Genomic DNA, 12,250 nt, shown 5'->3' with positions numbered 1-12,250 from the left:
GGCCGGGGCCTACTTCCCGCGGGAGCTGTTGAAGACCACGTTGACGATGATGATCCCGACCCAGATCGGGACCAGCGCCGTCATCCGGCCCCCACCCGCGAACGCCAGCGCGACCGTGGACAGCGTGCCCAGGGAGAGCGAGACGATCGCCAGCGCCAGCCGCTGCCCCTCGGAGCTCCTGCTGGCCGGCGCCTTGGCGCGCGGGGCCGTGGTGGACAGGCGCTCGTCGACCCGCCGGTCGACCTCCTGCCCCACCTTGTCGAGGAACGACTCCACCAGCGCGTCCTCGAAGTCGGGGCCGAGGTCGCGCCGCGCGGACACGGCCGCCTTGAGCTCATCACCGGTGGTCATATGGGAGAGACTAAACCGCTTTGCCCCTCAACGGGCGAGGATGTCGTCCAGATCGTAACGGACCGGCCGTTCCAGCTGCTCGTACGTGCACGACTCGGGTGTGCGGTCGGGCCGCCACCGCCGGAAATGCGCCGTGTGCCGGAACCGGTCGCCCTCCATCTGGTCGTAGGCCACCTCGATCACCAGCTCGGGCCGGATCGGGATGAACGACAGGTCCTTCTTGGCGCTCCACCGCGACACCGCGCCCGGCACCCGCTGCCCGCCGGTCGCGGGCCCCGCCGCCGGCTGCCCGGCGTTGGCCGCGGCCTGCTCGGCCCAGTGGCCCCACGGATGGTCGCTCAGCTCCGCCAGGTACGGCTTCAGCTCCTCCACCAGCTCGGCCCTGCGCGCCATCGGGAACGAGGCCGCCACGCCCACGTGGTGGAGCCTGCCGTCGTCGCCGTAGAGGCCGAGCAGCAGCGAGCCGACGATGGGCCCGCTCTTGTGCTCGCGGTAGCCGCAGATCACCACGTCGGCCGTACGCTCGTGCTTGACCTTGAACATCGTGCGCTTGTCGGGCACGTACGGCTGGTCGCCCGGCTTGACGATGATCCCGTCGAGCCCGGCCCCCTCGAACGTCTCGAACCACTCGCGCGCCTGCTCGTCGGTGGTCGTGACCGGCGTCAGCCGGATGGACCCGCCCTTGCCCGGGAACAGCTCCTCAAGCCGCCGCCGCCGCTGTGAGAACGGCTCCTCCATCAGCGACTCCTCGCCCACGGCCAGCAGGTCGAAGGCGATGAACTGGGCCGGCGTCTGCTCCGAGAGCAGCTTGACCCGCGAGGCGGCCGGATGGATGCGCTGCTGGAGGGCGTCGAAGTCGAGCTGCGCGCCCCGGGGCAACACGATCTCGCCGTCGATCACCACCTTGTCGGGCAGCTCGGCCTTCACCGCCTCGACCAGCTCGGGGAAGTAGCGGGTGAACGGCCGCTCGTTGCGGCTGCCGAGGTAGACCTCGTCGCCGTCCCTGAACACGATGCAGCGGAAGCCGTCCCACTTGGGCTCGTAGAACAGCGTGCCGTCCTGTTTGGGCATGGCCTTGACCGGCTTGGCCAGCATCGGCGGCACGGGTGGTCGCACCGGCAGGTTGGGCACCGGCTCCGGCTCCGCGATCGGCTGCTCGGTCATGGGCTCTGCTCCCTCGTGTATCTGCAGAAGAGGACCCCCTCCTCTTCCAGGACCTGGTGGAGGTCCAGCGGGACCTGCGCGGCCACGCCGTTCAGTATGCGGGCCGCGCCGCCCGCGACCAGCATGGGACTCACCGACAGGCACAACTCGTCGATCAGGTCGTCGGCCGAGAGCTGGGCGTTGATGCGCGGGCCGCCCTCGCACAGGACGCGGGTCAGCCCCCGCTCGTGCAGCTCGCGTACGGCCAGCCGCATGTCGACGCCCTCGTCGCCGGCGATGATCAGGTCGGAGCGCTGGGCGGCGAGCTTGCGCCGCTCGGCGGGCGCGGCCTCGCAGGTGATGACGATCGTCGGGCTGGTCGCGTCGGTGAACAGCTCGCCGTCGAGGTCGAGGTCGAGGCTGCGGGTGATCACCGCGATCGGCGGCACCTCGGGACGGCCGGCCCGGAGCGAGGACCAGGAGGCACGTGGCTTGACCGGGCCGTAGCCCTCGGTGCGGACGGTCGCAGCACCCGCGACGATCACGTCGGACAGCCCGCGCAGGATCCCGAAGATGCGTTTGTCGCCCCTGCTCGACAGCCCGCCCGAGCGCCCCTTCAGCCAGGCGGCCCCGTCGGCGCTGGACACCATGTTGAGCCGGAGCCACGGCCGGTCCTCGGGGTAGGCGTACGCCTGCTCGATGTCCGGATTGTCTTGAAAGTCGGGATGGATGCGCCGCACTCCTCTACCTTGGCATACCCCACCGACAATCGATCCCAAGGGGGTTTTGCGGCCGATAGCACTTTTGGGCAACTGAAGGACGAACGACCGGTTGTCTGCGTACCGTGGCGGCAGGGACGCACCGGGAGGGGACGTGGGCCTGGTCACCGCCGTGACATGGACGATCGCCGCACTGATCGGGGTCTACCTGCTCTGCCGCCGGCTCTCGGCCGGCGGCCTGCGCGGGCAGGAGGCCAAGGTCACCCGCTTCCCCGTGGTGTTGCTGCTGTCCCATCCGGCGCTCGCGGTGTCGTCGCTGGCCTGCTGGGTCGCGTACGTGCTCACCGGCAGCGGCACCCTGGCCTTCGCCGCGTTCGGCGGGCTCACCGTGGCGGCGCTGCTCGGCTTCACGATGTTCACCCGCTGGCTCGGCGGCGGACGCCACCAGCGGCGGGCCGGCGGCTTCCCGGTGCTCGCGGTGGTCCTGCACGGCGTGGCCGGGGTGACCACGTTCGCCCTGGTCCTGCTCACGGCCGGCATGGCCCGCCTCTTCTGAGGCGTCTCCTCCACGACCGGCGGGCTACGGCGTCGCCGGCTCCCGGGGCAGCCGCAGGACCTGGAACGACCGGGAGGTGACCGCCACCAGGTCGCCCGGCCGCCACCGCTCGTCGCCGAACGCCTCCTCGACCACGTCGTGGGCGGTGTCGAGCACCGGCAGCCACTCGGCCCCGAACTCCGGCCCCGGCAGCGTGAACGACAGGTTCTCGTGGTGGGCGTTGACGAGCAGGAGGAAGGAGTCGTCCACGATCCGCTCGCCACGGGGGCCCGGCTCGGTGATGGCCTCGCCGTTGAGGTAGACCATGAGCGACTTGGCGTAGCCGGTGTGCCAGTCGCCGGCCGTCATCTCCTTGCCGCCCGGGGTCAGCCAGACCAGGTCGCGCGTGCCGTTCTCGGAGTGGCGGCCGTGGAAGAAGCGGCGGCGCTGGAAGACCGGGTGCTCGCGGCGCAACTTCGACAGCGTACGGACGAACGCCAGCAGGTCGGACTCGGCGTGCAACATCGACCAGTCGATCCAGGCCAGCTCGTTGTCCTGGCAGTAGGCGTTGTTGTTGCCGCGCTGGGTACGGCCGATCTCGTCGCCGTGGGAGAGCATGGGCACGCCCTGCGACAGGAACAGCGTGGTCAGGAAGTTGCGGCGCTGGCGGCGGCGGAGCGCGACGATGTCCGGGTCCTCCACCGGGCCCTCGGCGCCGCAGTTCCAGGAGCGGTTGTCGTTGGTGCCGTCGCGGTTGTCCTCGGCGTTGGCCTCGTTGTGCTTGTGGTCGTAGGAGACCAGGTCGGTCAGGGTGAAGCCGTCGTGGCAGGTGACGAAGTTGATCGAAGCGACCGGGCGGCGGCCGGAGGACTCGTACAGGTCGGCCGAGCCGGTCAGGCGGGAGGCGAACTCGGGAAGGGCGGAATGGGTGCCCCTCCAGAAATCTCGTACGGTGTCGCGGTACTTTCCGTTCCACTCCGTCCAGAGCGGCGGGAAGTTCCCGACCTGGTACCCGCCCGGCCCGACGTCCCAGGGTTCGGCGATCAGCTTCACCTGCGAGATCACCGGGTCCTGCTGGATGAGGTCGAAGAACGCGCTCAGCCGGTCGACGTCGTGCAGCTCCCTGGCCAGCGCCGAGGCCAGGTCGAAGCGGAAACCGTCGACGTGCATGTCCAGCACCCAGTAGCGCAGCGAGTCCATGATGAGCTGCAGCGCGTGCGGCGAGCGCACGTTGAGTGAGTTGCCGCACCCGGTGTAGTCGAGGTAGTAGCGCCGGTCGCCGTCGTGCAGCCGGTAGTAGTTGACGTTGTCGATGCCACGGAAGCCCAGGGTGGGCCCCATGTGGTCGCCCTCGGCGGTGTGGTTGTAGACCACGTCGAGGATGACCTCGATGCCCGCCTCGTGCAGCGCTCGTACCATCGCCTTGAACTCCAGCACCTGCTGGCCCCGGGTGCCCGAGCCCGAGTAGCGCCCGTGGGGCGCCAGGTAGGCCATCGTGTTGTAGCCCCAGTAGTTGGTCAGCCCCCGGGCCACCAGGAAGTGCTCGGGCACGTAGTGGTGCACCGGCATGAGCTCGACCGCCGTCACCCCGATCGACAGCAGGTGCTCGATGATCGCCGGATGCCCCACCCCCGCGTACGTGCCGCGCAGGTCCTGCGGCACGCCCGGGTGGCGCATGGTCAGCCCCCGCACGTGGGCCTCGTAGATCACCGTCTCGTGGTACGGGATGCGCGGCGGCCGGTCGTTGCCCCACTCGAAGAACGGATTGATCACCACGTTCTTCGGCATGTACGGCGCGCTGTCCTCCCTGTTGCGCACCGACGGATCGGTGAAGTAGTAGGGGAACAGCGCCTCGTTCCAGGTCAGCTCGCCGTCGAGGGCCTTGGCGTAGGGGTCGAGCAGCAGCTTGGAGGGGTCGCAGCGGCGCCCCTGGGACGGCTCGTACGGCCCGTGGACGCGGTAGCCGTAACGCTGGCCCGGCTGGATGCCCGGCAGGTAGCCGTGCCAGACGAAGCCGTCGACCTCGGGGAGCGGCACCCGCTCCTCGCTGTCGTCATCGTGAAAAAGGCACAGCTCGACCCGCTCGGCGACCTCGGAGAACACGGCAAAGCTGGTGCCGACGCCGTCCCAGGTGCCGCCGAGTGGATAGGGCTCGCCCGGCCAGACCTCGCGCATGTGACCCGATTGTCGCACGCCAACGCGCTGTCGTTAGAGGAGTTGGGCGTTCAGGGTGATCGTGGTGCCCGCCAGCGCCTTGCTGACCGGGCAGTTGGCCTTGGCCGTGGCGGCGGCCTCCTGGAACTGCTCGGCCGTGATGCCCGGGACCTGCCCCTGAACCGTGAGCACGATGCCCGTGATGCCCTCGCCCGGCTGGAACGTCACGTCGGCGCTCGTGCTCAGCGACTCGGGCGGGGTGCCGGCGGCGGCCAGGGCGTGGGAGAGGGCCATGGAGAAGCAGGAGGAGTGGGCGGCCGCGATGAGCTCCTCCGGCGAGGTCTTGCCGCCCGCCGCCTCGGCCCTGGAGGGCCAGGAGACCTCGAACGTGCCCACGCCCGAGGTGTCGAGCGAGACGGTGCCCGAGCCGTTGAGCAGGTTGCCCTTCCACTGCGTGGTGGCGGTGCGGGTGGTGGCCATGGCGGGTGATCCTTCCGGTCGGCGTCCTTTCGACACTATCGCGGCCCCACAAAGTCGGTGGCGCGGGTCATCCAGCTCAACATTTCCGGCGAATAGTGACATGCTCGGGTCGCGGCGCACCCGCCGCCTTGGTCCGGATCACGGGAGTGTGGTGCCAGTGGAGGCACCGTACGACGACCGCCTGCTGCACCAGCGGGTGGTCGGCGGCGACGAGTCCGCGCTCGGGGAGGTCTACGATCGGCTGTCCGCGCTGATCTTCGGGCTCGCCTTACGGGTCACCAGGGACCGTGTGATCGCCGAGGACATCACGCAGGAGGTGTTCCTGGTGTTCTGGGAGCGCCCGCTGGCCTACGACCCGGAGCGCGGCACGCTGCGCGCCTGGCTGGCCACGATCGCGCACCGGCGCGCGGTCGACCACGTACGGGCCGAGGAACGGCGCCGGGTCTCCGCGCTCGGACCGAGGCTGTTCGAGCGCGAACCGGCGAGGCTGGAGGACGCCGTGCTCGCCGCCGAGGAGGCCGAGCGGGTGCGGCAGGCGGTGACGTCGCTGCCCGAGGGCCTGCGCCAGGCGGTGGAGCTGGCCTACTTCGGCGGACGGACGTACCGGCAGGTGAGCGAGGAACTGGGTGTGCCCGAGGGCACGGCCAAGTCGCGCATCCGGCTGGCGCTGCGGCGCCTGGCGGACGCGCTGGCGGAGGAAGAAGTGTGATGGATCCTGTCGAGCGCATCTATCTGGACGCGTTGATGGAGGACCCGGCGGTGCCGGCCGGCTCCCTGCGGCCCCAGCTCCTGGCCGGCGCGCGGGCCCGCCGCCGCCCGGCGGTCCCGACCGCCGAGTGGGCGCGGCCGTACGCGGGCCGCGTCGCCGCCCTGGACGCGCTGCTGGCCTCGGCCGTGGACGACGACTGGTCGCGGGTCATCGTCGAGGGCTGGACGCTCCAGGAACTCGTCGCCCACCTGGCCGCCAAGGACGGCCTGCTGGCCGCCTCCGTCGGCGCGCCCGTGCTCGGCCCGCCGATGGCGGCGCGCGACGCGGCCGGCCGCACGGCCGACGTGCAGGCGTACGAGCGGGCCCGCAGCCCCGAGCAGACCAGGCGCGACTGGCGGGCCCAGGCCGACGCCCTGTGCCGCCACCTGGCCGCCGTCGACCCGGCCACCCCCGCCACCGTGGACGGCATGGAGTCGGTCGTGCGCGACCACATCCTGGCCAGGTGCCTGGAGACCTGGGTGCACACCGGCGACGCCGCCCGCATGGCCGAGATCCGCCTGCCGGACCCCGTGCCCGAGCACATCCGGCCCACGGCCGACCTGTGCGCCCGCCTGCTGCCCTGGACGATGCTCTTCTCCGGCCTGGACGGCTCGGGCCGCACCCTCCGCCTCACGCTGACCGGCGCGGGTGGCGGCGAGTGGCTGCTCCCGCTGGGCGTCGCCGACACAGGCCCCGGCACGCCGGACGCCCATGTGACGGCGGACGTGGTGGCGTTCTGCTTCCTGCTGGGCGGCAGGGGAGAGCCGGACGGCTTCCCCGCCGAGTTGTCGGGCGACCTGGCGCTGGCCCGCGACGTCCTGACCTCGGCACCTGCCCTGTCGGGGCCGTGAGCAAAGACACTGTGATCTATTCGTGACCTAATATAAGGTGATAAATCGGGATCCATAGGGAATCCTTGATCCGAAGTCCAGCAGAGGGCTTCGACTCACGTTCAAACGTGGCGTGCCTCTGCCTGGGCTTTTTTTCATGGGACGGGGCCCGCCATCGGGCATATGGAGCTACTCAGATGGCCGTCCTGGATATCGCACTCGACGAAATGACCGCCGAACAGCTTCTGGCTGAGATGAACAGGCCGGAAGCCTCCGACGAGCACAAGGCCCGCATCCGCGAGCGCGTCGTCACCATGTACGACTCCCTCGTCGTCGAGGTCACGCGCCGCTACCGCCACCAGCGCGAGCCGATGGAGGACCTGCGCCAGGCCGCGTACGTCGGCCTGATGAAGGCCATCAACGGCTTCGACCCCGAGCTCGGCCACGAGTTCCGCGGCTACGCCATGATCACCATGGTGGGCGAGGTCAAGCGGCACTTCCGCGACCGCACCTGGGCCGTCAAGGTGCCGCGCGTCTACCAGGAGCGCCGCCTGGAGCTCAACAAGGCCACCTCCGAGCTCACCCAGACGCTCGGCCACGCACCGACCGTCGCCGAGCTCGCCGCGCACATGGGCATCACGGACGAGGACGTCCTGCTCACCATGGACGCCTCGACCGCCTACAGCGCCCTGTCGCTGGACGCGCCCGTCGGCGGCGACAACGACGGCGCCGACCTGGGCGACTTCCTGCCCGCGCAGGACGACGGGCTGGACACGCTGCTCGGCAGGCACGCCGTCAAGCCGCTCATCGACGCCCTCCCGTCGCGGGAGCGCAACATCCTGCTGATGCGCTTCTACGGCAACATGACCCAGTCGGAGATCGCCGCCGAGTTCGGCATCTCGCAGATGCACGTCTCCCGCATCCTGCGTTCCGTGCTCACGCAGTTCCGCACCGCCCTGTCGGACTGACCGGCCGGGCGGGCGCGCGCGGCTCCGGCCGGGAAGCCGCGCCCCCGCCGGCCTGAGACGGGGGCGCCTGGCTCACTCCGCGCCGATCTGCGTGACGAGGTCCCGGGCGTAGTCGTCGTCGCTCTCCTCCAGCACCCGCCTGATCCCCCGCTCGGCCCGCTCGTCACCGCGCGTCGCGAGCCCCCGGGCCGCCTCGGCCACCGTACGCAGGTCGGCGTCGCCGAGCCGGTCGGCCAGCGCCTCGCGGATGCGGGGTGTGTCCTCCGACAACCCGGCCAGCCCGGCCGTGGCCCAGTCGCGGATCTCGGCCTCCTCGTCCCGGGACATCTCGACCAGCAGCGACAGGCCCTCCTCGTGGCCGGGCGGCAGGACGTCGGCCAGCGCGATGGCGTCCGTCATCGTGCGGTTGTGTCCAGGGCGGCCGATGATGTCGAGCACGGCGGGCAGCGCGCGCGGGTCGCCCTGGTGGCCGAGCGCGGCCAGCACCGAGCGCAGCACCTGCGGGTTGCCCTCGGTGGTCACCATCTTCTGCAGCAGCGCCAGGGTCCGGTCAAGGTAGGGCTTCGCGCCGTCGGCGAAGCCGAACTGGGCGATCGCGTCCACCCCGAACTCCCGCTCCCGGGCGTCCTCGCTCACGCACAGCCGGGCCAGGGCCTCGTACGTCTCGTCGTCGGCCCGGCGGCCCAGCGAGTCGGCCACGATCCACCAGGTCTCGGCGTCCTCGTCGACGTCGCGGTGGGACACGGCCCTGGCGACGAGCTGCTCGACCGGCGTGTAGACACCCGCCGCGTCCTCCAGGAGGGTCGCGATGGCGGCGTGGCCGCGCTGGGCCTGCACCTGCTCGGTCTGCGAGCCGTCGGGGGAGCGGCCGGCCACGGTGACCAGCTCGGTGCCGTCCTTGGCGTACTGGCGGCCGACGACGTACTCCCAGCCCTCCTGGGCGATCTGGTCGAGAAGCGCGGACTCCAGGTGCACGCCCACCCAGTCGGCCGCGATGTCGAGCGGGCTGTCGCCGTCGCCGTCGACCTTCTCGTGGTCGGCGCCCGCCTCCAGCAGCGTCTGCACCACGCCCAGCGCCCCGCGCCTGGCGGCCAGCGTAAGGGGCGTGTCACCGTCCTCGTTGGCCGCGTCGACCTCGGCCCCGGCCTCGATCAGCACGCTCGCGGTGGCGGCGTGGCCGTTGGCGGCGGCCCACAGCAGCGCGGACCAGCCGCCGGCCTCGCGGCCGTTGGCCTCGGCCCCGGCCGCGAGCAGCACCTCGGCGACCTCGACCCGGTCCCAGGCGGCGGCCGCGCAGAGCGGCAGCCCGGCCTCCTCGCCCTCGCTGGGCCGGTTGGGGTCGGCGCCGGAGGCGAGCAGCTTGCCCACGGTCTCGGTCTCGCCGTTCAACGCCGCGCGGTAGAGCTGTTCCTCATGCATGACAGGACCCTAGCGTCTTCGTCGTACGAGGCCCGCCGGGGCGCGCGCCCATCTCCGGGCGCCCATCCCAACGATGTAGAGATGTTCCTCCCTCGGGAGGAGTCCGAATCGGGGCAAGACGCGATATGTTGCGTCTATGACAGAACCGGGTGAGGTGCGCGCGTCGGACGCCGAGCGCGAGGCCGTCGTCGAACAGCTCCGCGTCGCCTCGGTCGAGGGCAGGCTCACGCTCGCCGAGCTCACCGACCGCACCGAGGCCGCCTACACCGCGACCACGCACGCCGAACTGGCCCTGCTCACCCAGGACCTCCCCACGGGCGGCACGCCCATGCCCACCGCCCCGGCCCGCGAGGGCGGCAAGCGGCGCTGGTTCGTCGGCATCATGGGCGACACCAAACGGCGCGGCACCTGGCGCATCGACCAGGAGCTCGGCGCGGTCGCCGTGATGGGCGACGTGCTGCTCGACCTGCGCGAGGCCGAGGTCCGTACGGACGTGGTGGACGTGACGGCGGTGTCCGTGATGGGCGACGTCAAGATCATCGTGCCGGACGGCGTGAACGTGGACCTCGACGGCGTCGCCGTGATGGGCGACAAGCGGGTCGACGTGCTGGAGGCCGCGCCCGGCATGAACGTCCCGGTGATCAGGGTGCGCGCCTACGCCGTGATGGGCGACGTCAAGGTGCTCGGCGACTCGCGCGCCCAGCCGCTCAAGCGCGGCCTCACCGCCTGGCGCGAGCACTGGCGGGCGCTGCACGGCGACGACTGGCGCGCGATCGGCCGCCAGATGCGCGACGACGCCCGCGAGGTCGGCCGACAGATCCGCGACGAGCACCGAGCCCTGGAACGCGACCGCCGCCGCCGCGACCACCGGGATTACTGAGGCGGTGCAACGTACGCGGGGGTCTTCGGCGTAGTGATCGGTGAACATCACCGGACAGTGAGGACCCCTCGATGCGGGATCGTGCCGACTTCGAGCGCTACGTCGAGCAGCGCTCGGCCCGCCTGCTCAGGACGGCCTACCTGCTGTGCCACGACTGGGGCACGGCGGAGGACCTGACGCAGACCGCGCTGGCCAGGGCCTGGCTGGCCTGGCGGCGCGTCGGCGCGAACCCCGACCCGTACGTCTACCGCATCCTCACCAACACGCACGCCTCCTGGTGGCGGCGGCGCTGGCGGGGTGAGGTGGCCACGGGCGAGCTCCCGGACCGCCCGCACGACCAGGACGACACGGCCGGGTTCGGCACCAGGGACGCGCTCCGCGCCGCCCTCGCCGCGCTCCCGGCCAAGCAGCGGGCCGTGATCGTGCTGCGGTACTTCGAGGACCTGCCCGACGAGGCGATCGCCGGGATCGTGGGCTGTTCGGTGGCCACCGTACGCAGCCAGGCCAGCCGCGCGCTGGCCAAGCTGCGGCTCGATCCAGCGGCCAGGGCCGCGGCGGAGACGGGAAGCTGACCATGACAGAACAACGATTGCGCGACCTGCTCGACCACGACAGCGCCGACGCGCCCCCCGGTGGGGTACGCCTGGCCGACGTGGACGCCCGCGTCCGCGGCATCAGGCGGCGCAGGGGCCGCCTGGCGGGCTCGGTGGCGGCGGCGGCCCTGGCGGTCACGGCCGTCACGGTGCTCACCGTGGACACCCGGCCCGTGACGCGGCCCGCCCCCGCGGCCGGGGGCGTGTGGGCCGGCGCCCTGGCCCAGCCGGCGCCCGACCTGGCCCAGCCCGGACTGCCGCTCTTCCACGGCTACTCCCAAGGAGGCAGGCGGGAGACGTTCACCTTCAGGGCGAAGGCGGAGAAACTGTCCTTCGCCCTCACCTGCCCGCCCGGCGGCTACGGGCTGGTCTGGCTCAACGGCGACCTGGTCGCCACCGGCGCGTGCGGGCCCACGGTCCGGCAGCCTCCCGGATGGGTCGGCGACGCCACGGCCCGCGACGGCGTGAACGAGGTGAGCGCCGCCGTCGTGCGGGCCGCGGACGCGGGCACCGGCACGATGACCGCCGCGGGCGCCGACCTGCTGCTGGCCAGGACCGCGTCCTACCCCGCCGAGTGGCGGCTGACGCTGGTGGACGCCCGTACCCGCTCGTGCCGGCCCGACGTGGTCAGGGTCGATCCGAGGTCCGGCGAGATCACGGCTCGGTGCTGAACGTTCAGCCGGCCACCGGCACGCGGTCGCGCAGGGCCGACTCGTACCGCTCCAGCAGCACGTCCACCAGCTCGGGCGCCGGGCCGAGCACGTCGGCGCAGACGGCCGGCGCGGTGACCCGGCGGATCTTGTCGGCGAAGAAGCCGGGCGCCAGCAGGTAGGGGGCGACGGCCACGCGGGGCGCTCCCGCCGCCCGCAGCCGCGCGACGGCCTCCTCGGGCGTGGGGCCGGCGGCCGAGGCGTAGGCCGCGGTCACCGTCCACCAGCCGGCACGCCGCCACGTACGGGCCAGGTCGGCGATCACCGTGTTGGCCCTGGCGTCGCTCGACCCGGCCGAGACCAGCACCACCGCCGTGCCGGGGTCGCCGGGCGGCACGCCCGCCTCGGCCAGCCGCCGTTCCAGCGCCGGCAGCAGCAGCGGGTGCGGCCCGAGCGTCGTGCCGTAGCGCACCCGCAGGCGCGGGTCGCGCGCGCGGGCCTCGTTGAGCGCGGCGGGCAGGTCGACCCGGCTGTGGTACGCCTCGGTGAGCAGCAGCGGCAGCACCACTGCCTCGCCCAGCCCGTCGAGCGCCTGCCCGAGCGAGGGCGCGCAGTGGTCGAGGTAGGCCACCCGCACCGGCACGTCGGGACGCGCCAGGCGCACGCGCTCCAGCAGCGCGGCCGCGGTGGCGGCCGCACGCGGGTCGCGCGACCCGTGCGCGACCGCCACCAGTGGCACGCGGCCGGGGGCCGGCCCGTCTGCCAACGGGACGCGGCCCC

14 protein-coding genes are annotated in these 12,250 nt (G+C 72.2%); 7 read left to right on the top strand and 7 right to left on the bottom strand.

Annotation, left to right across the window (positions count from 1 at the left end; translation table 11 throughout):
• Nucleotides 1–9: 9 nt before the first annotated feature.
• The 3 genes from DMB42_RS45640 to DMB42_RS45630 are packed head-to-tail and all read right to left on the bottom strand — an operon-like array spanning nucleotide 10 to nucleotide 2,234.
• A complete protein-coding gene (locus DMB42_RS45640; protein WP_125646233.1) occupies nucleotides 10–351 on the bottom strand; it encodes a hypothetical protein in 342 nt (113 codons plus the stop codon).
• 27 nt (nucleotides 352–378) lie between these two features.
• Nucleotides 379–1,515 (bottom strand): ATP-dependent DNA ligase, encoded by a 1,137-nt coding sequence (locus tag DMB42_RS45635; protein WP_125646231.1) that lies wholly within the window; start codon nucleotides 1,513–1,515, stop codon nucleotides 379–381.
• Nucleotides 1,512–2,234, bottom strand: a complete 723-nt coding sequence (locus tag DMB42_RS45630) for a pyrimidine reductase family protein (protein WP_125646229.1) — start codon at nucleotides 2,232–2,234, stop codon at nucleotides 1,512–1,514. Before DMB42_RS45630 ends, DMB42_RS45635 begins: the two co-directional genes overlap by 4 nt.
• Before the next feature lie 133 nt (nucleotides 2,235–2,367).
• Between DMB42_RS45630 and DMB42_RS45625 the strand changes: the two genes are divergently transcribed.
• The gene (locus DMB42_RS45625) at nucleotides 2,368–2,769 is read left to right on the top strand and encodes a hypothetical protein (RefSeq protein ID WP_125646227.1); all 402 of its coding nucleotides are present in this window, start codon (nucleotides 2,368–2,370) and stop codon (nucleotides 2,767–2,769) included.
• Between the two features lie 24 nt (nucleotides 2,770–2,793).
• On the opposite strand, the gene glgX is transcribed toward DMB42_RS45625, so the two are convergent.
• Both glgX and DMB42_RS45615 read right to left on the bottom strand, forming a co-directional pair.
• Complete coding sequence (gene glgX, locus DMB42_RS45620; protein ID WP_125646225.1) at nucleotides 2,794–4,923, bottom strand: glycogen debranching protein GlgX; 2,130 nt, start codon at nucleotides 4,921–4,923, stop codon at nucleotides 2,794–2,796.
• Nucleotides 4,924–4,956: 33 nt separating this feature from the next.
• On the bottom strand, nucleotides 4,957–5,382 hold the full coding sequence (locus DMB42_RS45615) for an OsmC family protein (protein WP_125646223.1): 426 nt from the start codon (nucleotides 5,380–5,382) through the stop codon (nucleotides 4,957–4,959).
• A gap of 151 nt (nucleotides 5,383–5,533) precedes the next feature.
• On the opposite strand from DMB42_RS45615, the gene DMB42_RS45610 reads away from it, so the two are divergent.
• From DMB42_RS45610 to DMB42_RS45600, 3 genes are all read left to right on the top strand, one after another.
• A complete protein-coding gene (locus tag DMB42_RS45610; protein ID WP_221762660.1) occupies nucleotides 5,534–6,091 on the top strand; it encodes a sigma-70 family RNA polymerase sigma factor in 558 nt (185 codons plus the stop codon).
• Nucleotides 6,091–6,981 (top strand): maleylpyruvate isomerase family mycothiol-dependent enzyme, encoded by an 891-nt coding sequence (locus DMB42_RS45605; protein WP_125646219.1) that lies wholly within the window; start codon nucleotides 6,091–6,093, stop codon nucleotides 6,979–6,981. Before DMB42_RS45610 ends, DMB42_RS45605 begins: the two co-directional genes overlap by 1 nt.
• Before the next feature lie 176 nt (nucleotides 6,982–7,157).
• Nucleotides 7,158–7,928 (top strand): SigB/SigF/SigG family RNA polymerase sigma factor, encoded by a 771-nt coding sequence (locus tag DMB42_RS45600; protein WP_125646217.1) that lies wholly within the window; start codon nucleotides 7,158–7,160, stop codon nucleotides 7,926–7,928.
• 72 nt (nucleotides 7,929–8,000) lie between these two features.
• Here the strand turns inward: DMB42_RS45600 and DMB42_RS45595 are convergent, their stop codons facing one another.
• Entirely contained in the window at nucleotides 8,001–9,347 is a 1,347-nt protein-coding gene (locus DMB42_RS45595) for an ankyrin repeat domain-containing protein (RefSeq protein WP_260478327.1), read from the bottom strand.
• Nucleotides 9,348–9,483: 136 nt separating this feature from the next.
• On the opposite strand from DMB42_RS45595, the gene DMB42_RS45590 reads away from it, so the two are divergent.
• The 3 genes from DMB42_RS45590 to DMB42_RS45580 all read left to right on the top strand — a co-directional run bounded on the left by DMB42_RS45590 (nucleotide 9,484) and on the right by DMB42_RS45580 (nucleotide 11,491).
• Nucleotides 9,484–10,227, top strand: coding sequence for a DUF1707 domain-containing protein (locus DMB42_RS45590; protein WP_125646215.1), 744 nt, complete (start codon nucleotides 9,484–9,486; stop codon nucleotides 10,225–10,227).
• 71 nt (nucleotides 10,228–10,298) lie between these two features.
• A complete protein-coding gene (locus DMB42_RS45585; protein ID WP_125646213.1) occupies nucleotides 10,299–10,799 on the top strand; it encodes a SigE family RNA polymerase sigma factor in 501 nt (166 codons plus the stop codon).
• A 2-nt stretch (nucleotides 10,800–10,801) separates the two neighbouring features.
• Nucleotides 10,802–11,491, top strand: a complete 690-nt coding sequence (locus DMB42_RS45580; protein ID WP_125646211.1) for a hypothetical protein — start codon at nucleotides 10,802–10,804, stop codon at nucleotides 11,489–11,491.
• Nucleotides 11,492–11,495: 4 nt separating this feature from the next.
• Here DMB42_RS45580 and DMB42_RS45575 read toward each other — a convergent pair whose 3' ends face one another.
• Nucleotides 11,496–12,236 carry a sirohydrochlorin chelatase gene (locus DMB42_RS45575; RefSeq protein WP_260478326.1) on the bottom strand — a complete coding sequence of 247 codons (741 nt, stop codon included), beginning with the start codon at nucleotides 12,234–12,236 and terminating at the stop codon, nucleotides 11,496–11,498.
• Nucleotides 12,237–12,250: the final 14 nt, after the last annotated feature.

The organism is Nonomuraea sp. WAC 01424, assembly GCF_003947315.1.
Taxonomy (GTDB): domain Bacteria; phylum Actinomycetota; class Actinomycetes; order Streptosporangiales; family Streptosporangiaceae; genus Nonomuraea; species Nonomuraea spiralis.
This window is presented reverse-complemented; position numbering and strand designations above follow the sequence as displayed.

Bases quoted from the DNA above. Each gene is read 5' to 3' on its own strand.
- glgX (WP_125646225.1), bottom strand. From the start codon at position 4,923: ATGCGCGAGGTCTGGCCGGGCGAGCCCTATCCACTCGGCGGCACCTGG.
- DMB42_RS45605 (WP_125646219.1), top strand. From the start codon at position 6,091: ATGGATCCTGTCGAGCGCATCTATCTGGACGCGTTGATGGAGGACCCG.
- DMB42_RS45595 (WP_260478327.1), bottom strand. From the start codon at position 9,347: ATGCATGAGGAACAGCTCTACCGCGCGGCGTTGAACGGCGAGACCGAG.
- DMB42_RS45590 (WP_125646215.1), top strand. From the start codon at position 9,484: ATGACAGAACCGGGTGAGGTGCGCGCGTCGGACGCCGAGCGCGAGGCC.
- DMB42_RS45615 (WP_125646223.1), bottom strand. From the start codon at position 5,382: ATGGCCACCACCCGCACCGCCACCACGCAGTGGAAGGGCAACCTGCTC.
- DMB42_RS45580 (WP_125646211.1), top strand. From the start codon at position 10,802: ATGACAGAACAACGATTGCGCGACCTGCTCGACCACGACAGCGCCGAC.
- DMB42_RS45600 (WP_125646217.1), top strand. From the start codon at position 7,158: ATGGCCGTCCTGGATATCGCACTCGACGAAATGACCGCCGAACAGCTT.
- DMB42_RS45635 (WP_125646231.1), bottom strand. From the start codon at position 1,515: ATGACCGAGCAGCCGATCGCGGAGCCGGAGCCGGTGCCCAACCTGCCG.
- DMB42_RS45640 (WP_125646233.1), bottom strand. From the start codon at position 351: ATGACCACCGGTGATGAGCTCAAGGCGGCCGTGTCCGCGCGGCGCGAC.
- DMB42_RS45585 (WP_125646213.1), top strand. From the start codon at position 10,299: ATGCGGGATCGTGCCGACTTCGAGCGCTACGTCGAGCAGCGCTCGGCC.